The 19,678-nt window shown below is 49.5% G+C and carries 16 protein-coding genes; 11 read left to right on the top strand and 5 right to left on the bottom strand.

The annotated features are described in order from the left end of the window. Positions 1 to 384 precede the first annotated feature (384 nt). The 4 genes from AC5FX6_RS06430 to AC5FX6_RS06415 all read left to right on the top strand — a co-directional run bounded on the left by AC5FX6_RS06430 (position 385) and on the right by AC5FX6_RS06415 (position 4,186). The gene (locus AC5FX6_RS06430) at positions 385 to 1,254 is read left to right on the top strand and encodes an EF-hand domain-containing protein (RefSeq protein WP_493596197.1); all 870 of its coding nucleotides are present in this window, start codon (positions 385 to 387) and stop codon (positions 1,252 to 1,254) included. A 372-nt stretch (positions 1,255 to 1,626) separates the two neighbouring features. Then, positions 1,627 to 1,878 (top strand): hypothetical protein, encoded by a 252-nt coding sequence (locus tag AC5FX6_RS06425; protein ID WP_493596196.1) that lies wholly within the window; start codon positions 1,627 to 1,629, stop codon positions 1,876 to 1,878. A gap of 75 nt (positions 1,879 to 1,953) precedes the next feature. Then, positions 1,954 to 3,471, top strand: coding sequence for a sensor histidine kinase (locus tag AC5FX6_RS06420; RefSeq protein ID WP_493596195.1), 1,518 nt, complete (start codon positions 1,954 to 1,956; stop codon positions 3,469 to 3,471). A gap of 37 nt (positions 3,472 to 3,508) precedes the next feature. Further along, positions 3,509 to 4,186 (top strand): LytR/AlgR family response regulator transcription factor, encoded by a 678-nt coding sequence (locus AC5FX6_RS06415; RefSeq protein ID WP_493596194.1) that lies wholly within the window; start codon positions 3,509 to 3,511, stop codon positions 4,184 to 4,186. Between the two features lie 381 nt (positions 4,187 to 4,567). On the opposite strand, the gene purL is transcribed toward AC5FX6_RS06415, so the two are convergent. Beyond that, entirely contained in the window at positions 4,568 to 8,248 is a 3,681-nt protein-coding gene (gene purL, locus AC5FX6_RS06410) for a phosphoribosylformylglycinamidine synthase (RefSeq protein WP_493596193.1), read from the bottom strand. Positions 8,249 to 8,580: 332 nt separating this feature from the next. On the opposite strand from purL, the gene AC5FX6_RS06405 reads away from it, so the two are divergent. Further along, positions 8,581 to 8,775: a hypothetical protein gene (locus AC5FX6_RS06405; RefSeq protein ID WP_493596192.1), complete on the top strand. Its 195-nt coding sequence runs from the start codon at positions 8,581 to 8,583 to the stop codon at positions 8,773 to 8,775. A gap of 30 nt (positions 8,776 to 8,805) precedes the next feature. On the opposite strand, the gene AC5FX6_RS06400 is transcribed toward AC5FX6_RS06405, so the two are convergent. Together AC5FX6_RS06400 and AC5FX6_RS06395 are read right to left on the bottom strand one after the other, a co-directional pair. Further along, entirely contained in the window at positions 8,806 to 9,471 is a 666-nt protein-coding gene (locus AC5FX6_RS06400) for a hypothetical protein (RefSeq protein WP_493596191.1), read from the bottom strand. Continuing rightward, a complete protein-coding gene (locus tag AC5FX6_RS06395) occupies positions 9,468 to 9,815 on the bottom strand; it encodes a PadR family transcriptional regulator (protein ID WP_493596190.1) in 348 nt (115 codons plus the stop codon). Before AC5FX6_RS06395 ends, AC5FX6_RS06400 begins: the two co-directional genes overlap by 4 nt. 218 nt (positions 9,816 to 10,033) lie before the next feature. Here AC5FX6_RS06395 and mug point away from each other — a divergent pair, with 218 nt between their 5' ends. Beyond that, a complete protein-coding gene (gene mug / locus AC5FX6_RS06390; RefSeq protein WP_493596189.1) occupies positions 10,034 to 10,597 on the top strand; it encodes a G/U mismatch-specific DNA glycosylase in 564 nt (187 codons plus the stop codon). Between the two features lie 162 nt (positions 10,598 to 10,759). Here the strand turns inward: mug and AC5FX6_RS06385 are convergent, their stop codons facing one another. Next, entirely contained in the window at positions 10,760 to 11,863 is a 1,104-nt protein-coding gene (locus tag AC5FX6_RS06385; protein WP_493596188.1) for a DUF6544 family protein, read from the bottom strand. 254 nt (positions 11,864 to 12,117) lie between these two features. Between AC5FX6_RS06385 and AC5FX6_RS06380 the strand changes: the two genes are divergently transcribed. Further along, a complete protein-coding gene (locus AC5FX6_RS06380; RefSeq protein ID WP_493596187.1) occupies positions 12,118 to 12,537 on the top strand; it encodes a hypothetical protein in 420 nt (139 codons plus the stop codon). Between the two features lies 1 nt (position 12,538). On the opposite strand, the gene AC5FX6_RS06375 is transcribed toward AC5FX6_RS06380, so the two are convergent. Next, a complete protein-coding gene (locus AC5FX6_RS06375) occupies positions 12,539 to 13,006 on the bottom strand; it encodes a DoxX family protein (RefSeq protein ID WP_493596186.1) in 468 nt (155 codons plus the stop codon). A gap of 194 nt (positions 13,007 to 13,200) precedes the next feature. Here AC5FX6_RS06375 and AC5FX6_RS06370 point away from each other — a divergent pair, with 194 nt between their 5' ends. The 4 genes from AC5FX6_RS06370 to AC5FX6_RS06355 all read left to right on the top strand — a co-directional run bounded on the left by AC5FX6_RS06370 (position 13,201) and on the right by AC5FX6_RS06355 (position 19,656). Beyond that, the gene (locus AC5FX6_RS06370; RefSeq protein WP_493596185.1) at positions 13,201 to 13,776 is read left to right on the top strand and encodes a TetR/AcrR family transcriptional regulator; all 576 of its coding nucleotides are present in this window, start codon (positions 13,201 to 13,203) and stop codon (positions 13,774 to 13,776) included. Positions 13,777 to 13,939: 163 nt separating this feature from the next. Beyond that, positions 13,940 to 15,274 (top strand): TolC family protein, encoded by a 1,335-nt coding sequence (locus tag AC5FX6_RS06365; RefSeq protein ID WP_493596184.1) that lies wholly within the window; start codon positions 13,940 to 13,942, stop codon positions 15,272 to 15,274. An 18-nt stretch (positions 15,275 to 15,292) separates the two neighbouring features. Next, a complete protein-coding gene (locus AC5FX6_RS06360) occupies positions 15,293 to 16,438 on the top strand; it encodes an efflux RND transporter periplasmic adaptor subunit (protein WP_493596183.1) in 1,146 nt (381 codons plus the stop codon). A gap of 35 nt (positions 16,439 to 16,473) precedes the next feature. Beyond that, positions 16,474 to 19,656, top strand: a complete 3,183-nt coding sequence (locus tag AC5FX6_RS06355) for an efflux RND transporter permease subunit (RefSeq protein ID WP_493596182.1) — start codon at positions 16,474 to 16,476, stop codon at positions 19,654 to 19,656. Positions 19,657 to 19,678: the final 22 nt, after the last annotated feature.

Here is a 19,678-nt window from a genome sequence, read left to right as displayed (position 1 = left end):
CAGCCCTGATTCGAGGGACTAAGGAATCCATTTACGTAAAAGTACTTCGCCAACCTGGCAAAGTTTTACTGGAATTATGCCAGGTTCGTATACAATGAGGTATACAGATTGCTGTGCTTAAGCAATGTTGGCTTTGTGCCTAAGTGTAGTTGACTAAGCTGCGTGCAGCGGTAGGTATGCATCATATGGCACGGTAACCTAATTTTGACTTGCTCAAAATTCATATCCGCATCGGATACCTGACCTGAACTCAGTCCCCCTCTTTCTTACAGGAAAATTAAATCGCCTGTCGTCTCCGCTATTCATCATCCAGGTTCAGCCACTTTAATGGGCTGATTAAATGCTGTCATGCTTGTTTTTCTGTTCCTTGGTAATGCTAATGATATGTATAAAATCTATAAACTCTCTTTCGTTTTCCTGTTGTGCGCATTGATGTCCTGTGACAACGACGATGAAGATCCAGCACCAGCTATAGTTAAGAACCCTGACACACAAAGTCCGGTGGTAAGAATCACCGCTCCTGCGATAAACTCCACCTATCTGGTAATTGGCCGTTGCATTGCGACAGCTAATGTAACCGACAATAGGGAACTGGCGACTATACGTACTTTGCTTGTAGATGCTGATGGGCAGAGAACGGAGGTAGTAGCGCCGATGCAGTTTTATAATGTCACCACACATGCAGAATACGGCGGTTTCTTTTATTTGCGTGGGGTAGAGCCTGGAACCTATACGGTAGTGGTGGAAGCGCGGGACAGGCAAAATAACATAGCGAAAGACTCAGTCATGATAGGCGTGCATGCACCTGATATCGGCCGAACAGAATTTACGAATGCTTTTCAACAGGGCAGTTTTTACCACAATCTCGATTGGGGCTGGTTTGGTCTTGATTTTACCAATGGGATACAGTTCACCGAACAGGAATTCGGCACAGGCATGTATCTGATGGTAAGTATGGACAACATGAAAAGAGAGGCATGGGAAAAATTCATGACAGACTTCAGGTTCCAAGACCAGAACTGGTCTACTTGGGATGAGAATAGCAATGGTGAAATAGATGGTGCTGAATTCCAGAAAGGGTTAGAAGGACTTGACTTATTTAAGAAATGGAATCTGAACAAGGACCATTTGGTATCCGAACACGAGCTTGTCAGTGGCATCTTTGAAAGATGGGACCTGAATCAGGATAGAACCTTGAGCAGGTCAGAATATGATGACAAGTTCTATTACTACCTGGCGCTGATGAGAGATTGAATTCTTAATTTCATCAGGCTGCTTCTACCTGCTTGTATTTTCAGTTCACCCCAATTGCAGGATACTGCCACTTAATAAAGGCGGCATACTAAACAATCTTTTTTAGCTTTCCTGAAAACCGCTCCAGCATTGCCTGAGCGGTTTTTTTATGTTTTATAGGCAATACTTTTATCTAAAGTTGCAAGCATGGAGGTAGCTTGAAATATACTTTGATTCAGTGTTTTTTAACAGTAAATAACAGTTTATCACATCTTTCTGCTGTTTCATCACTTTAAGTTGAAGCTCTGTTTTCAGTTTTCTAATCTTACACCTGTTAAGACTTTGGTAATCAATAGCCAGGTTTTTAGAAAACTGAAAAATAGGTTAAGAGGCATGATGGAACTAACGATCAGAAACATCTCCAAAACTTATACGGTTAGTGCGCAGACTCTAAGAGATGTCGGGCTAATATTGCTGCCAGTTCTGTATAAGTTGTTGTGCCCAAATGGGGCAGGAGATTCCACGCTGATGCGGACACTGGCTACGGTGCAGGAACCTGATAAGGGGCAGTTTCTATTGGATGACCTCGATGTAGCAAGGCAGGCAGCGCAACTGATCAATTTTATGCTGGACACCATGTTTTAGCACCATCCGTCACAAATACACCCGCATTCATCACATTTTTTGTTTATACTCAACCCTTTCATTTAACATTGTTTCATGAATGATATGACACTCGACTCTCACATCGCAAAACCACTTCAGACTTCTAAAATTGAGTTCTGGGCGGCTACTGCCATTTTTGTCTTTTCTATTTTCTCGCTCTCTACTTCTCATGAACCCAATAGATGGTTTTTTGAAGAAGCGGGAATAGATTATCAATTCTACAAGCATTATTTCTGGCCGCAGCTGATACGCTATACCTTGTTATACCTGGGTTTTCTGTTCATCAATTTCAGGATCATACCCAAGCTGATGCAGAAGGAACGGGTGCCGCTTTATGCCTTGTTGCTGCTGGTCCTTTACGTGGGCTATGCCTTTGTGTCAGGCGTGTTGGATACGTATACCAAAAGCTATCTTCTAACCTGGTATTATGGCGTCGAACAGAACTATGATCTGATCTTTCAGGACAGCTACCGACAAGCCCTGTTTCTGTTGCTATTGGTTGGAATCTATAGCTTTATCAAATACAGCGGTTTATACCTGTTGTCCAATGCAACGGCTATCTCGGCCAGGTATAGATTTATTAACCGTGAAACGCTAACAGCCTTCATCATCTGGATGGTCAGTGTGTTTCTGCTGATGGTATTCCATTTGGAGATGGAATTCACCGTGACCATGGCGATCATTTCACTGAGTGCTCTGCTGCTGTATTGCGGTGCCTACTATTATTTGATTCCGAACGCATTCAAGTCAAAGCGGCCTTTCCGGAAGTACCTGCTCACGTCGCTGTTGGTGGTTATTGTGGCCTATTTGCCAGTTGCCTTTTTGCTGCTGATGTTCTTTCATGACGAAGACCATGCCTTTGGTCTGAGCTTTTTCAACTCCCTGTTCCAATTGGTTATCACGGCGCCTTTTGTCTGGTTTCTGTTCAAGCGCCAGATGAAAGGGAATGAGGAGATGGTGGTGCTGAAGCAGGAACTGGGAACAACAAGCGCCAACCTGGATTTCCTGCGCTCACAAATCAATCCGCATTTCCTCTTCAATGCCCTGAACACACTGTATGGCACGGCTTTGCAGGAGAACAGCGAGCGTACCGCACAAGGTATACAGATGCTGGGTGACATGATGCGCTTTATGCTGCACGAGAACCACCAGCAAAAAATCCTGCTCTCCCGCGAGATCGAGTACATGCGCAACTACATTGACCTGCAACTGCTACGTACTTCCAGCTCGCCAAACATCTCGATCGAGACGAAGATAGATGAGGTGCTCGGCGAAAAGTACATCGCCCCGATGTTGCTGATCCCCTTTATAGAGAATGCTTTTAAACACGGTATTAGCCTGAAGCACAGATCCTGGATCAGGATAACCTTGCATACGGATCAGGATAAGCTGTACTTTGACGTATACAACAGCAAGCAGAAGAAGTCGGAGCAGGATCCGGAGAAAGACAAATCAGGTATAGGGCTGAAAAATGTAAAGCAGCGCCTCGATCTTTTATATTCTGAAAGGCACGAACTGATCATCCGCGATACGCCGGAAGAGTTCTTTGTGCACCTCACACTCCAATTGTAAGTATATTTGATTTCAGAACAGATATAGAGCAGCAAGCATGAAAGCAATAGCAATAGACGATGAACCAATGGCGCTGGAAGTGGTACGGGCACATGCTGCCAAGGTGCCTTACCTGGAGCTGGTGGGTTGTTTTACGGATGCCTTTCAGGCGCTTGAATTTCTGCAAAACGAACCGGTTGACCTGCTGTTTCTGGATATCAAAATGCCTGACATCTCCGGACTGGAGTTTGTGACGAGCCTTCAGAAAAAGCCGATGGTAATCTTCACAACGGCATACTCTGAACACGCCGTCACCAGTTTTGAGCTGGATGCGGTTGACTATCTGCTGAAGCCATTTTCGCTGCCCCGGTTTATTAAGGCCTGCAACAAGGCGCAGGAGCTCCTGCAACTGCGCGGCACGACAGCTCCTGTAAAAGATTACCTTTTCCTCAAAACCGGTTACGAGCAGGTGAAGGTGCACTACGATGAGATCCTATACCTGGAAGCGGCGGGCAATTACGTGACGTTCGTACTGGCGGATGGAAAGAAACTGCTTTCGCGCATGACCATACAGGAACTGTGCGAACAGCTGCCTGCCGATAGTTTTGTGCGGGTGCACCGTTCGTACATCGTCGCCAAAAAGCAGATCGATAAGATAGAGCGCCACCAGGTATGCATCAAAGGAAATGAAGTGCCGGTGGGGGCTTCCTATATGCAGCAGCTGCACAGTATTTGAACCCTATACCTAAGGTGATGCAGTTTTTATAAACGAGCTGTTGTTTCTCCGAGGGACTAATCTCACTTGTAAGGTTGTTTCATGCCAGGGAGTTCGCTCATGGAGGACGCGCCAATTCGGTTAACTTTTTTGTCATTCCGAAGGAATCTTGTTCGCAAGTAGCTCAGGCTAATCACACCTCTGACCAAGCTTCTTAACAGAATGACAGAGAACGTTGAAAGAGCTTTTTAAGATGAAACAACGCCAGCTCTTTAGAGCCCTGCTTTTTCATTGAACAACTGGAAGGTATAATAGTATCATCAAAGCCGATAAAAGCTAAGAATAAAAAAGGCGCTCCGGGAAATTCCGGAGCGCCTTTTTAAATTTATCGAAGTGCTATACCTATTGGTTCGCTTCCAGCCACTTTCTGGCGTTCACAAAAGCTTCCATCCAAGGCGATACCTCATCGTGACGGCCTTTCGGGTAGTGCGCCCACTGCCACTGTAGGAGCGAACGTTCGATGTGTGGCATCATCACCAGGTGACGTCCTGTTTCATCACAGATCATGGCAGTGTTGTAGTCAGAGCCGTTCGGGCAAGCCGGATAGGTCTCGTATGCGTACTTCGACACGATCTGATACTTATCCTCGGTGTGTGGCAGACTAAAACGACCTTCGCCGTGCGATACCCAAACACCTAGTGTAGCACCGGCCAGGCTCGAAAGCATCACCGATTTATTTTCCTGAATGGTCAGGGAAGTGAAGATACTTTCGTGTTTCTGGCTCACGTTATGCAGCATTCTCGCCTTCTGGTCGTGTCCCATTGTGATGAAACCAAGCTCTACGAATAGCTGGCAGCCGTTGCATATGCCTACCGATAGTGTGTCTTCGCGTTTGAAGAAGTTCTCAATGGCAGTCTTCGCTTTCTCGTTGTACATAAAGGCACCGGCCCAACCTTTGGCTGAACCCAGTACATCCGAGTTAGAGAAGCCACCCACGGCACCGATGAAGCGGATATCTTCCAGGGTTTCTCTTCCAGAGATCAGGTCAGTCATGTGCACATCCTTCACGTCAAAGCCAGCCAGGTACATGGCGTTGGCCATCTCACGCTCCGAGTTACTTCCTTTCTCCCGGATGATCGCGGCCTTGATTCTAGGCTTCGAGCTGTCGATGGCAGGTCTTTTGCCGTCAAATCCTGCCGGGAAGGTATAGGTGAGTTCGTGCTTTTTATAGTTCTCAAAACGCTCTCTGGCGCTATGCGGGCCACTTTGCTTTATGTCCAGCAAATAGGAAGTTTTGAACCAGGTGTCGCGCAGCTGTGCGATGTCAAAGCTGTAAGTTGCTTCGCCGTTCTTCAGCTCCAGCGTAGCGCTTGAAGTGCTCGTGCCTATTTTATGGAAAGGTACATTGTTGGATTTCAAGGTTTCTTCAACGTCTGCCGAAGCCTGGAATACGATACCGATGTTCTCCGCAAACAACACTTTAATAGTGTCCTCTTCGCCCAGTGAGGTCAGGTCGATGGAAGCACCTAGGTTATTGTCGGCAAAGCACATCTCCAGCAGGGTCGTGATTAGACCGCCGCTGCCAATGTCATGGCCCGCCGCTATCTTATCTTCTTTGATGAGTTGCTGCAGCGTGTTAAACGCATTTTTAAACAGGGCCGCATCGGTGATATCTGGTGTTTCGTTACCGATCTTGTTGACTACCTGGGCAAAAGAAGAACCGCCCAGTTTGAAGGCGTCATTGGATAGATTGATGTAGTAAATATTGCCGCCGTTGTGCTGCAATACCGGCTCTACCACCTGGCGCACGTTGCTGCAATTGCCGGCTGCTGAAATGATCACTGTACCTGGCGCAATTACATCCTCGTCCTTGTACTTCTGCTTCATCGAAAGCGAGTCCTTGCCAGTCGGGATGTTGATGCCCAGGGCAATCGCGAATTCAGAACAGGCTTCCACCGCTTTGTACAGACGGGCATCTTCTCCTTCGTTCTTCGAAGCCCACATCCAGTTGGCAGAAAGCGAAACGCTTTGCAAACCATCTTTTAGCGGAGCCCAGACGATGTTCGACAGCGACTCACCAATAGCATTGCGGCTACCAGCTGCCGGATCAATCAGGGCAGAGATAGGTGCATGGCCAATGGAGGTGGCTATACCTTCTTTGCCCTGGAAGTCCAGCGCCATGACGCCGCAGTTATTGAGTGGCAACTGAAGCGGTCCAGCACATTGCTGCTTCGCTACACGACCACCTACACAGCGGTCCACTTTATTCGTGAGCCAGTCTTTACAGGCAACGGCTTCCAGTTGCAATACTTGCTCCAGATAGGTATGCAGCTGGCTTAGATCGTAAGTCACCGCCTGGTATTCACGGGTAACAGTCTTGTCGTTCATCACCACTTTTGGCGAACTGCCGAACATGTCGCTCAGCTCCAGGTCCATCGGTTTCTGGCCCGTAGAGGCCGACTCGAAGGTAAAGCGGTGATCGCCGGTCACGTCGCCCACGGTATACATCGGGGCACGTTCGCGGTCGGCTATTTTTTGCAGTGTAGCGATATCCTCTTCACCGATTACCAGTCCCATGCGCTCCTGCGACTCGTTGCCGATGATCTCTTTGGCTGAAAGGGTAGGGTCACCCACCGGCAGTTTGTCCAGGTCAATTTTGCCGCCTGTTTCTTCTACCAGTTCTGAAAGGCAGTTCAAGTGGCCGCCCGCACCATGGTCGTGGATCGAAACGATCGGGTTGTGTTCGCTTTCCACCATGCCACGGATGGCATTGGCAGCGCGTTTCTGCATTTCCGGGTTAGAGCGCTGGATCGCGTTCAGTTCTATACCTGTACCGTGCTCACCGGTGTCGGCGGACGATACAGCAGCACCACCCATACCGATGCGGTAGTTCTCACCACCCAGGATCACGATCTTGTCACCCGTTTTCGGGTGCCCTTTCTGGGCCTGACTTGCTTTGCCGTAACCTATGCCACCTGCCAGCATGATTACTTTGTCGTAGCCTAGTTTACGAGGAGCTTCAAGCTGATCCGCTTTTTCGTCGTGCTCGAAAGTCAGCACCGATCCCGTAATTAGCGGCTGTCCGAACTTGTTACCGAAATCTGTAGCTCCATTAGAAGCTTTGATCAGGATATCCATTGGTGTTTGGTACAACCATTTTCTTTCCTGTGTCGCTTGTTCCCAAGGGCGGTCCTTCTCCAGTCGTGACAAAGCTGTCATGTACACAGCAGTACCTGCAAGCGGGAGCGATCCCTGACCACCAGCCAGACGGTCACGGATCTCACCACCTGAACCTGTAGCGGCACCGTTGAAAGGCTCTACTGTGGTCGGGAAGTTGTGTGTTTCTGCTTTGATCGATATAACCGATTCGAAATCGCTCACCTGATAATAATCAGGTACATCGGCACGCTTAGGGGCAAACTGCTGCACCACCGGCCCTTTGATAAAGGCCACATTGTCTTTGTAAGCCGAAACGATATCGTTCGGGTGTGTCTCTGATGTTTTGCGGATCAACTTGAAGAGTGAAGTAGGTTTCTCTTCGCCATCAATCACAAACTTGCCGTTGAAGATCTTGTGGCGACAGTGCTCTGAGTTCACCTGCGAGAAGCCGAATACTTCTGAATCAGTCAGCGGTTTGCCAACTCTTTCTGATAGCTTATTCAGGTAATCCACCTCTTCCTCGCTAAGCGAAAGCCCTTCCTGTTTGTTGTAAGCTGCAATATCCGTCACCGGCTGCACAGGCTCCGGCTGTATGTTGATCGTGTAGATCTCCTGGTTCAGTCCATTGTACTTTTGCGAAAGCATCGGGTCAAAATCCATGAAATCCTCCGTTACGATGGCAAACTCTTCGATCCGGATAATGCCTTCGATGCCCATGTTCTGGGTAATTTCCACGGCATTGGTACTCCAGGGCGTGATCATGGCAGCACGGGGGCCAACAAAAAAGCCACTCAGCACAGTTTCCTGCTTTAGAGTGGCGTTGCCGAATAACCATTCCAGTTTTTGGATGTCAGTAGCGTTCAGTTCACCTTCGCTTTGTAAGGCGTACACTGTATCAGGTTGACTAAAAAAGAAGTGAAGCATGCTTAGTTTTTATTTCTATACGCAAAGATACGGTTCAAATTGAGATAATTGGGCAGGTAGGGGAGCCAGGTTCAGAGGCATTTCTAGCGTGAGCATACTGCCAGCACGACAATATGTACTTACTAACTGAGGTAACAGTGTGGAGAGAAGGTTCTCCTGATTGTTGCTCATCTAAATTCGAATTTTCCTGGATTGCCAATTTCAGACCAAAAGTAAGGATATTTTTTGGAGAAGCGTAGGAGAGAGCGGGGTATAAAGTTTTGAGACTTAAAAAGTCGGTGATCGTCGTTTGATTTGGAGGCGGGGACTTGGTTCCGGCAGGGGAAACCAGGGTGACAAATGCAAAGGAGAAGGTAATTCTAGTGTCAGTGACAAAGATCAGGCTGGACAAATACCGCTATCACGAGTTGATGCAAGGTATAGGAGGGGAGAAAAACAAACGCGACGTAGCTTTCCACTGCATCGCGTTTATGTATTGCAGGTATAGCGCTGAGCTTACAGGCACAATGCTGCAAAAGTCTGCGTAGGAAGCAATTTGTCGAAGCTCGATTTAAGCTTTAGGCAAATGCCGCGGGATACACCTTCTGGGCTCGCTGCTTAATTTTATCTATCGTATCGATATAAGCGATGGACAGAATGAAAGAAAGCGTGATGTGTAAGGCATAAGGCCAAATGGCTTCGGGAATCAGTTTTTCGAGTACCATGTAGTTCAGGTACATTGGAAAATACATGAGTGGCAAAAATCCGTAAGTATACTGCATGACGGACAGCTTTTTTCGTAGTTTCCGCTTCAGGTATAGAAACTCCTTTACTGCAAAATACAGAATGGCGGCTGTGATCGCGCCCAGGCTTACCAGTTTTACCATAGCTGGATCGAGTGAGGTGAGTGCCAATTGGAAACCGACAAAAAGTGCAAGCGAAAGCAGCACGTAAGGCAGTTTAAAGAAACTGATGAATGTCCGTAGCCACAGCAGCATATGCTCTTTTTGAATGGCAGCTACCCGCTTTTCATACACATCCGTAAAGCCGAAGATGCCAAAGCTCTTGTATACCTTTTGAATCGCCTCGTCGAGTGTAAGCTCAGGGTTTTCTTCCCACTGCTTCTCGATGTCAGACGCAAGGTGGTCGACCAGCTCGGTTTGAATATCATAGGTATCTACAAACTTCTTCTGTAAGAAAGCATACAGTTTTTCGATGTCTGTGGCTGTCAGTTCCTTTTTCATGTTTTTGAGGGATTAGCTAAGTTCGTGTTCATGATCACCTGCATTTGCTCTATAAATCCTTTCAGCTCGGCCAGCTTATCCGCTGTTTCTTTTTTGCCTGACTCTGTGAGCTTATAGTATTTCCGCATCCGGTTGCCGATATGGACCATCTCTGCCTGCAGCAGCCCTTCGGCTTCGAGTTTGTGGAGCGAAGGGTATAGGGCGCCTTCGGTTATATTGAGTTCTCCGGCTGTCAGCTCTTTAACCTTCTGGGTTATTTCGTACCCATACATTCTGTCGTTCTCCTCCAACAGCTTTAGGATGATGGTCGAGAGACTGCCTTTGTAAAGCGAACTGTTTTTCATACTGCAAATATATAAGAATGTTTTGCATAAGAAAGTTATGTATTCTTTTTCGATAAAAAATTTTCTGGATCTGGTAATTACGACAAGGCAAAACTACTTAGCACTAATTCAAGAGGCATTCCGCATTAAGCTTGCAGCTGTTGCTTCTCTAGCTTTTAGTGATAAAAATTGCCAGCGAAAACTATAACTGTAAGCGTTTAGTCATAGTAAAGGAGGGGATGCAATCTCAAAAAAGAAGACCTACAAAAGAAGAACTGGCGGCGGCTAACGGAAGAACCTTGCCTGATATCATTGCGCCCAATCTAAAAGTCCTTTTCTGCGGAATTAACCCAGGGCTTTACACGGCTGTGGTCGGGCACAACTTCGCCCGCCCGGGCAACCGCTTCTGGCCAACCCTGCATGCGGCGGGTTTTACGCCCCGGCTATACCTGCCCGAAGAAGAAAACGGCCTGCTGGACCTGGGTTTTGGGATCACGAACATCGTGGATAGGGCAACAGCTAATGCTGCTGAGCTGTCAGCCATGGAGTTGAAAGAAGGAGGGGGCAAGTTGGTGGAGAAAGTGATGGAGTATCAGCCGCAGGTGTTGGCCTTGCTGGGGATTTCGGCCTACCGGGTAGCCTTCGGGAAAGCAAATGCAGGTATAGGTATGCAGGAGCAGACCATCGGGAGTACCAGGCTGTGGCTGCTGCCCAACCCCAGTGGGCTGAATGCGCATTTCCCACCACAGAAACTGGCCAAGGTATACCAGGAGCTCCGTCTCTTTGTCGATTCGCTGGAATAATAAAGCCTGCACCTGATTTATATCTTAGAGAAGCAGGTAGATGTATGCAGCCCGGCTTTTGCCAAAATGCAAGCTTGCTTCAATCTCACGCTGCCAGTCAATAGACATACTAAGCATCTGGAGAGCGGACGGTCTGTACAGTCCACGCGTCAGGTATAGCCCTTAGTAGCGGAAGGCATTCTCGTTGTATTTTATATCCTCTATTTCCAGCTTTAGCCAGGTCCAATCGCCCTCGTCAAGTTTCCAGGTGGCAGTCATATCAGCGGGGACCTTTATACCTTCAAACCATTTATAATCATTCACGAGCAGGACCCATTCATAGCGTTTGGCATTTTCATTATTATCCTTGAAACGTAATGCTGTAAATTTGACAAAATCTCCAGCCGGATTGAAGTAAAAAGTCCCGCTTCCCTTTGTTCCCTTGTAGTGCATGGTTGCAATGGCAGTCGTATCGTCTACTTGTTGCCAGGTGACATAGGGACTAAGAGCCAGAGAAGGGAACCAGACCATTTCACCTAGGTACCGTTGCAGCGAACCTTCGTTGAGTTTTTCACCCCGTTCGTTTACTACAGGTATAAGGGAGTTTAATTTGATCAGCATTTCACCTTCCCCGCCTTCAAATTTGTCTCGACCCTGAAAGTTGAGGAAGCTATTCATTTTTACATCCACCGTCCAGACAAAAGCAGGGTTGTCGATGGTCGTATACTGCAAGGCAGTTGCTTTCATCCAGTCCTGCTGGTCGGGCTTCAATTTCATTTCAGCTTTTTGTCGCACCCTGCCCACCCTGATGTGTGCCTTCCCGATAACACCTGAGTGTCTCAGCCAATTTTGTACGGGTTCGGGTAAGTCACTAATGTCGCTTTCAGAGATTACCTTTTCACTTGAAGCTTTGCCTGGAGATAATAATTGTTCGGTTTCTTGCTGAACAGTTCTTTGGAAATTGTAAAAGCCAAAGGATACCAGAGACACAATTAAAATAATGATGTTTAGAATAGTACCGAACCTGGCATCTTGCCAGTATAAAATGATCAGGGTTTGCGAGACGAGTACAGATAGGAATCCTATGAGCCAGGCATACCTATTGTTCGCAAAGTATAAAACACCATAAGTAAGCACTAGCATAGCTGCCAGCAACCACACTATTCCCATTGGTTTGGATATGGGAAGCATCAACTCTTTTACTTCTTTGATTCCGAACCCTTTCAGGAATCCTAACAGATGGATCACTCCGTGTAAGAAGACCAGCATTAAAAAGGCTACTCTCATCTCTGTTGATTTTTATATGTTCTAACCTTACCGTCTTTACTCACATAGCGCATGGCGGGAGTTATCATTTTTAACCCTGCTATTCTATTGCTGCCAAGCTCAAAATCTATTGTGTTAAATTACATCAGCAAAGTCTTCCAACTTATCGCCTGTACTAAATATCAGGAATCAGGACATTTGTACTTTCAGATGATGCACTTCTCAGACTTAGCGTATACTTTTAGAGATACATAACAAAGGCAGCGGCTTGATACATGAGTTTACAGCAATTTGAGAAGGTGCATGAACAGGAGTTCGTCACAATCCGTTACAATCCCGAAAAGAAAATGCTTTGGAACGAGTGGCGGGGCAATATTCCAAGCGCACCGCTACGTGAAGCCATGGATCTTGCCTGTCAGTTTATCATAAACAACGAAGTGGAACTGATACTCGCTGACTATACCTTTATGCAGCCCCCGTCCCTGCAAGACCAGACCTGGATTGCCATTCACTCAGCCGAGATACTGCAACACAGCAAGCTAAACCGCGTCGCCAATATCATGGGGGCCGATATTTTTCAGCAGATTTCCATCGAGACCATTTATGAGATAGCCTCAAAATACCCCTTGCCCTGCGAGTCCCGTGATTTCATATCGAAGGAAGATGCGCTGGAGTGGCTACATGATACCGACTAGCTTAGTCTGCATGTTCCTCCTCCGGCTGTGGCTGCCGCAACACTTTGTTGTCAATGGAGTAGCGGCCTGGGCCTTTGATCATGAAGAAGAGGAGTAGGGCTGTGACAGTCAGGGATAAAATCAGTTCGGTGTTACCCAGACTGATGCCACCGCGTTGCGGGTTCACGATCAGCAGCGCACCGACCAGAATCGGGATCTGGCAGAGCAGGGCCAGTCGGGTGAGCATCCCAAAAGCGATCATCAAGCCCCCAACTATGTGTACCATGCTGGTGAGAAAGTGTGCCTTGCCAGCAGAGAGAACATCCTGACTGGAACTGAAGATGTAAAACACATCGGTAGTGTGCTCCAGGAAGAGCAGGCCTTTGACAAACAGGAACAGTCCGAGGAGAATTCTCAGGGCGTCCATCCAGACTGGGTTGTTGGCGCTGTTGACGCGAGGGGTGTGGTGGAGTTCATGTGCGAGTGCCATGGCAGTGGGGTTTAAGTGAAAAGAGCGCTATTACTATATTTACGTTCACAGCTACCATCCCGTTTATTTGCCGTGCATTAGGAGTCGTTTGACCAGAAAATTCAGTTTTTTGGCGGAACAGCTTTCACAATTGTAGATACAAACGTAGCTTTGCAGACCGAATGAACATTCAATTGGGAGTGAAAGGAGTTTGAATGGAGCCGATTGCAGAAAAGAAGAAAGCCATATTTATCAGCACGATGGAGTTGGTCCGTGACAAGGGCTTCCATGGTACGCCAATGAGTATGGTCGCCAAGCACGCCGGTGTGGCAGCGGGTACCATCTACCATTACTTCGAGAGCAAAGAGCAGCTCATCACCGAACTGTTCGACTACGCACAACAGCAAGTTATTGAAGTGGTGGAGCAGGAGACCTGTGCCGCTATACCTTTCAAAGCCTGTTTTTTCAACCTCTGGGGCGGACTCTATACCTTTTACCAGAACAATCAGAACCTGCTCAGGTTCTTTGAGCAATTTGTTAACTCTCCTTACAGCGCTGCAAGGCCACCGCTTGAAGAAGACAAGTTTTACACCCTGCTTTTCTCCTTTTTTGAGCGCGGCATACAGGAAGGATTGCTGAAAGAAGTGAGCCCTAAGATTTTGGCTACGCTCACCCACAGCAGTGTACTCTCTATGGCCAAACTGACAGGCAGTGGCAGACTCCATCTGGATAGAAAAGAGCTCGAGCAGATACTGCAGCTCATTTGGAACGGTATAGCCCTTGAGCGTTAGCCGCCACCCCTGGAGACAAAAATTACATTCATACTGATGTTTAAACAATAACCACAAGCGCCGGAATGGAATAAGAAAGAAAAACTAAAACGGGTACGCCACCATCAGTTGCTGTACCTGCACGTTTAATACTCAATCAAAAAGCTGAATACCAAAATTATAGATGAAATTAACTACATATTTTAAACGACTGCTCATTGCCTGCCTCCTGGTTCCAGGTGCCTTGATGGCGCAGGACAAGTCAGGTATAGCCGCGACGGACAGCCTGACCCTGGAGCAATGCGTAGGGTATGCGCTGGAAAACCGGGCAGCCATGGAGCAGGCGCTGATCGACGAGCAGATCGGTGAGCGGGAGATCAGGGCTAGTCTGGCAGGCTGGTTTCCACAGATCAATGCCAACTTCGGGAGTACGTACAACATCAGAAGGCCCCAGCAACCGATCGGAGGGGAGATCATCACCTTCGGGCAGAAGTACAACTCCAACCTGGCGCTCCAGGCTACCCAGAACATTTTCGACAACAATCTGCTGCTCGCCTCCAGGGCGTCTCGTTCCAGAAAGTTGTTGCTGGATCAGCAGGTGACGGATACCCGCATCAACACGGTGGTAGAAGTAAGCAAAGCTTTCTACAATGTGCTACTCACGCAGGAGCAGTTGCGCATCCTGGATCAGAACATTTCGCGACAGGAAAAGCAGTTCAACGACGCCCGCAGCCGCTATGATGTAGGTCTGGTAGATAAAACGGACTACCAGCGCGCCGCCATCACACTGGCCAACATCCGGTCAGACCGCAAGCGGGTGCAGGAGAATATCAAAGCCAGTGTAGCCTACCTGAAACAACTGATGGGCTATCCGGTGGAGCAGGAGCTGAACCTGACCTACCAGTATGCCCGCATGGAGCAGGAGGTGCAGGTAGACACGACTGAGATAATCGCCTTCGACAAACGGGTGGAACTGCAGCAGTTGCAGACGCAGCGCGAACTCCTGAAACTGAATACAGCCTTTAATCGCTGGAGCTTCCTGCCAACCGTTTCGGCTTTTGCCAACTACAACCTCCTGTACTTCAACAACGAGTTCGCTAACCTCTACGATCAGCATTTCCCTAACTCATCGGTTGGTCTGCAGGTAGCGCTGCCGATTTTCCAGGGTACCAGAAGGCTGCAGAACCTCAAGATTGCACAGCTGCAGGAAGACCGCTTGGATGTGCAGATCGAAGATGCTCGCAGGGCCATCAACACCGAATACCAGACGGCCCTTGCCAATTACAAAGGGGACTACACAGAGTGGCGCACTGTACAGTCGAACCTGGAAATGGCCGAAGAGGTGTACGAGATCATCAAGCTGCAGTACGACGAGGGCGTAAAAGCCTACGTGGACCTGATCGTAGCCGAGACGGAACTGCGCACCACCCAGCTGAACTATTACAATGCCCTCTACGGCGTGCTCTCCAGCAAACTAGACCTGCAGCGCGCCCTTGGAAACATAGACATCAACCGATAAAATCAGAGAAACAGGATAATGAAAAATAAATACACCTGGCTGTTCGCAGCCATCATCAGCCCGACTATGCTTGTGTCTTGCGGCGGTGACGATGCCGGACAGCAGCAGATGAACCCTGCAGCCATGGCCGTTCCGGTGAACACGATTCAGGTAAAGCAGCAAAGCGTAACCGGCCGCGATACATACCCGGCCAGGGTGGTGCCGCTGCAAGAAGTAGAGCTGCGTCCGCAGGTATCGGGCTATATCACCAATATTTTTGTGCAGGACGGGCAGCGTGTCAAAAAGGGGCAGAAACTCTACGAGATAGACCAGAACAAATACCAGGCAGGTATACAGCAGGCGCAGGCCAGTCTGCAGAGCGCCAAAGCCAACCTGGCACGTGTCGAGAAGGATCTGGAGCGCTATGAGCGCCTGGCCGAACGTGACGCCATCGCCAGGCAGCAGGTAGACTACGCCCGTACCGAAGTGCAGACGGCCCGTGCACAGGTTTCAGCGGCGCAGGCCCAGGTGAGCAGCGCAGGCACGGATCTGAGTTACTCGACTATCACAGCGCCTTTCAGCGGCGTGATCGGTATTTCGCAGGTCAGGGTAGGAGCGCAGGTGTCGCCGGGCCAGCCTTTGCTGAACACGGTGTCGTCATCTGACCCGATCGCGGTTGACTTTGTGATTAATGAAAGCGAGCTGGGTCGTTTCAGCAACCTGCGTCAAGGCAACCAGCCGGATTCGCTTTTCACAATTCGCTTTAACAACGGCGAACAGTACAAGCACAATGGCAAACTGGTCGCTATTGACAGAGCCATTGGTCGTCAGTCAGGTACAACGACGGTACGCGTGCAGTTCCCAAACCCGGATGAAAGACTGATACCAGGTATGACCGTGAGTCTGGACGTGCTGAACCAGGACCTGGGCGACCAGATCGTGATTCCTTTCAAGGCCGTGACAGAGCAGTTGGGTGAGTACTACGTGTATGTGGTGCAAGGTGACTCCGTAGTGCAGCAGAACGTGCAGCTGGGAACACGCGTGAACGGCAACATTGTCGTGCGTGAAGGCCTGCAGCAGGGGCAGCAAATCGTGACTGAAGGTATACAGCGTCTGCGCCAGGGAGCCAAGGTACAGTTGGATGCCCCTGAGCAAGGGCAGCCACAGGCAGGAGCCGCAAGATAATTGGAGATAGGTCTTTCAGAAGATTAACAAGCAACATGATTTCAGAAGTATTTATAAGAAGGCCCGTCACCGCCATGGTGATCTCGATTGTGATCGTACTGGTGGGATTGCTGGCCATGATGAATTTGCCTGTCACGCAGTACCCTGATATTTCGCCGCCCACCGTATCGGTATCGGCTAACTATACCGGTTCTGACGCCCTGACGGTAGAGCAGTCGGTGGCCACACCGGTGGAGACGCAGATCAACGGTACGCCAGGTATGGCCTACATCACCTCTACCAACACCAGTACCGGCCAGATGAACATGTCGGTTACCTTTGAGGTGGGTACCGACATTGACATTGCCACGCTGGACGTGCAGAACCGGGCCAGCATTGCGCAGCCGACCCTGCCGGAAGAGGTAAGACGACTGGGCGTAACGGTGCGCAAGCGTAACCCGAGTATCATGATGGTGATCGGTATCTACTCACCCAAACGCACCCATGACATCCAGTTCCTGGACAACTACACAAACATTTACATTAAGGATGCGCTCATGCGTGTGAGCGGGGTGGGGGATATTACTTCCATCGGGCAGGATTTCAGTATGCGCCTCTGGCTGCAGCCGGACAAGCTGGCGCAGTATAACATTGGGGCCAACGAAATCACGGCGGCCATACAGGAGCAAAACCTGCAGGTAGCAGCTGGTACAGTGGGCGGTGCGCCGCAGTACAACACACAGGCATTCCAGTACCCGATCACGGTAACCGGCCGACTGCAGACGCAGGAGGAGTTTGGTGACATCATTGTGCGCACCAACCAGACAGACGGGTCTGTGGTATACCTGCGTGACGTGGCCCGCATCGAGTTCGGCCGCTTCGACTATGGCCGCCAGTCCAAGGTCAACGGCAATCCGTCTACCATGATGCTCCTCTACCAGGCACCGGGCAGTAACGCCCTCGAGACTGCCGAAGGCATCTACGCCGCACTAGATGAACTCAAGGCTTCTTTCCCGGCTGACGTGGACTACGTTGTCTCGTTTGAGACGGTGTCAGTGGTGCAGGTGTCGATCAATGAGGTGGTGAAAACGCTGGTAGAAGCCCTGATCCTGGTGATCATTGTGGTGTTCCTGTTCCTGCAGAGCTGGCGCGCGACGCTGGTGCCGATCCTGGCTATACCTGTGTCCATCATCGGTACCTTCGTGTTCTTCATCCCGCTGGGCTTTACCATCAATACACTCACGTTGTTTGGCTTTGTACTCTCGATCGGTATTGTGGTGGATGACGCCATTGTGGTAGTAGAAGCAGTGCAGCACTACATTGACCACGAGAAGCTCTCAGCCAGAGAAGCGACCCGCAAAGCCATGAAAGATATCACGGCACCAGTAATTGCGATCGGTCTGATCCTGGCGGCGGTGTTTATACCGGTGGGCTTTATACCTGGTATCGTAGGTCAATTGTACCAACAGTTCGCGATCACGATTGCGATCTCTGTGTTGATCTCCGCCTTTGTGGCCCTTACCCTCACGCCGGCACTTTGCTCCCTGATGCTGAAGCCGATGAACGTGAACAAGGACTCACGTGGCATCAACAAGTTCTTTTACAACTTTAACAACTGGTTTGCCCGCACGACTGAGCGTTATTCGGTAGGCGTTCGCAAGAGTATTAAAGCGACACCACTGGTGCTGATCATCCTGATCTGTATCTATGTGGGCACTTTCGGACTGTTTGCCACTAAACCAACCGGCTTTATACCTACTGAAGACGAAGGCCGTATGTTCGTGTCGGTGGAGCTGCCGGAAGGTGCTTCGATGAGCCGGACTTCAGAGATACTCGAGGAGATTGGCAACCAGCTGGGTTCTGTGGAAGCGATCCGTAACTATACCTCCATTGCTGGTCTGAACGCGATTAACTTCTCTTTCAAGTCGAACAGCGGTACCTTCTTTGTACAGCTGGAGCCTTGGGACCAACGCAAGGATGAGGCCTCGCACCTGAACGGGGTGATGGCCGAAGTGCAGCAGAAGATTGCAGGTATAAAAGAAGCCAATGTACGCCTTGTAGCTCCTCCGGCTATACCTGGTCTGGGCCAGTCAGGCGGTTTCACCTTCGTGCTGCAGCAGCGCACGGCCGGCGATGTACGTGAGCTGGAGCAGGTGATGGGCCAGTTCCTGGCAGCCGCCAATGCACGTCCTGAGATCGGGATGGCCTACAGTTTCTTTACAGCCAAAACGCCGGGCTACCATATAGACGTAGACCGCGAGAAAGCGAAGCGACTGGGTGTGAACATCGCTGATATTTACTCGACCATGTCTACCTACATGGGTAGTCGCTATGTGAACGACTTCACCCGATACGGACGAAACTTCCGGGTAGTGGCGCAGGCCGATACTTCCTACCGTATGGACATCGAAAGCCTGAAGCAGTACTATGTGATGAACAGACAAGGGCAGTCGGTGCCGCTGAGCGCATTGGTGACCTCGCGGGTTGTAGAAAACGCTGCGGTGATTTCACACTACAACCTCTTCCGTTCTGTTGATATCAACGGCGGTGCGGCACCGGGCTACAGTAGTGGTCAGGCGCTGGATGCGCTGGAGGAAGTAGCTGCAGAAGTATTGCCGGCTGGCTATGGATACGAGTTCACGGGCCTGAGCCGTGAAGAACGTGCCGCGGGTGCGAGCACCATCTATATCTTCTCGCTTTCGATCCTGCTGGTGCTGCTGTTACTGGCAGCGCTTTATGAAAGTTGGTCAGTGCCGTTCTCCATCCTTTTCGCGATTCCGTTGGGTATGTTTGGGGCTATATTGGCGCTCACCCTACTGCCTAAGCTGGATAACAACGTGTATGCCCAGATCGGTATGATCACGCTGATTGGTTTGGCCGCGAAAAATGCCATCCTAATCGTGGAGTTTGCCAAGGAACGTGTGGACCGGGGCATGGACCTGATAGAGGCTACGATTGAAGCCGTGCAATTGCGACTGCGTCCGATCATCATGACCTCGCTTGCCTTTATCCTGGGTGTGGTGCCGCTGGCGCTCGCCGCCGGTGCAGGTGCCGTGTCGCGTCAGACTATTGGTTGGGTAGTAATTGGCGGTATGCTGGCCGCTACTTTCCTGGCGATCTTCGTGGTGCCGGTATTGTACGTGGTGATCACCCGAATCGCCTACGGCAAAAAAGGCCTGGCTGAACTTCGTGCCAAAGGCGGTAATCTGCCGGATAATGATGGCGGTGAGAATCCTTAATTCTTTTGACAATAGCACTTTA

The organism is Pontibacter sp. LHS2, assembly GCF_058932845.1.
This window is presented reverse-complemented; position numbering and strand designations above follow the sequence as displayed.

Excerpts from the sequence above, each read along its gene's own strand:
- AC5FX6_RS06430 (WP_493596197.1), top strand. The coding sequence starts at position 385 with ATGTATAAAATCTATAAACTCTCTTTCGTTTTCCTGTTGTGCGCATTG.
- AC5FX6_RS06425 (WP_493596196.1), top strand. The coding sequence starts at position 1,627 with ATGATGGAACTAACGATCAGAAACATCTCCAAAACTTATACGGTTAGT.
- AC5FX6_RS06420 (WP_493596195.1), top strand. The coding sequence starts at position 1,954 with ATGAATGATATGACACTCGACTCTCACATCGCAAAACCACTTCAGACT.
- AC5FX6_RS06415 (WP_493596194.1), top strand. The coding sequence starts at position 3,509 with ATGAAAGCAATAGCAATAGACGATGAACCAATGGCGCTGGAAGTGGTA.
- purL (WP_493596193.1), bottom strand. The coding sequence starts at position 8,248 with ATGCTTCACTTCTTTTTTAGTCAACCTGATACAGTGTACGCCTTACAA.
- AC5FX6_RS06400 (WP_493596191.1), bottom strand. The coding sequence starts at position 9,471 with ATGAAAAAGGAACTGACAGCCACAGACATCGAAAAACTGTATGCTTTC.
- AC5FX6_RS06395 (WP_493596190.1), bottom strand. The coding sequence starts at position 9,815 with ATGAAAAACAGTTCGCTTTACAAAGGCAGTCTCTCGACCATCATCCTA.
- mug (WP_493596189.1), top strand. The coding sequence starts at position 10,034 with ATGCAATCTCAAAAAAGAAGACCTACAAAAGAAGAACTGGCGGCGGCT.
- AC5FX6_RS06385 (WP_493596188.1), bottom strand. The coding sequence starts at position 11,863 with ATGAGAGTAGCCTTTTTAATGCTGGTCTTCTTACACGGAGTGATCCAT.
- AC5FX6_RS06380 (WP_493596187.1), top strand. The coding sequence starts at position 12,118 with ATGAGTTTACAGCAATTTGAGAAGGTGCATGAACAGGAGTTCGTCACA.
- AC5FX6_RS06375 (WP_493596186.1), bottom strand. The coding sequence starts at position 13,006 with ATGGCACTCGCACATGAACTCCACCACACCCCTCGCGTCAACAGCGCC.
- AC5FX6_RS06370 (WP_493596185.1), top strand. The coding sequence starts at position 13,201 with ATGGAGCCGATTGCAGAAAAGAAGAAAGCCATATTTATCAGCACGATG.
- AC5FX6_RS06365 (WP_493596184.1), top strand. The coding sequence starts at position 13,940 with ATGAAATTAACTACATATTTTAAACGACTGCTCATTGCCTGCCTCCTG.
- AC5FX6_RS06360 (WP_493596183.1), top strand. The coding sequence starts at position 15,293 with ATGAAAAATAAATACACCTGGCTGTTCGCAGCCATCATCAGCCCGACT.
- AC5FX6_RS06355 (WP_493596182.1), top strand. The coding sequence starts at position 16,474 with ATGATTTCAGAAGTATTTATAAGAAGGCCCGTCACCGCCATGGTGATC.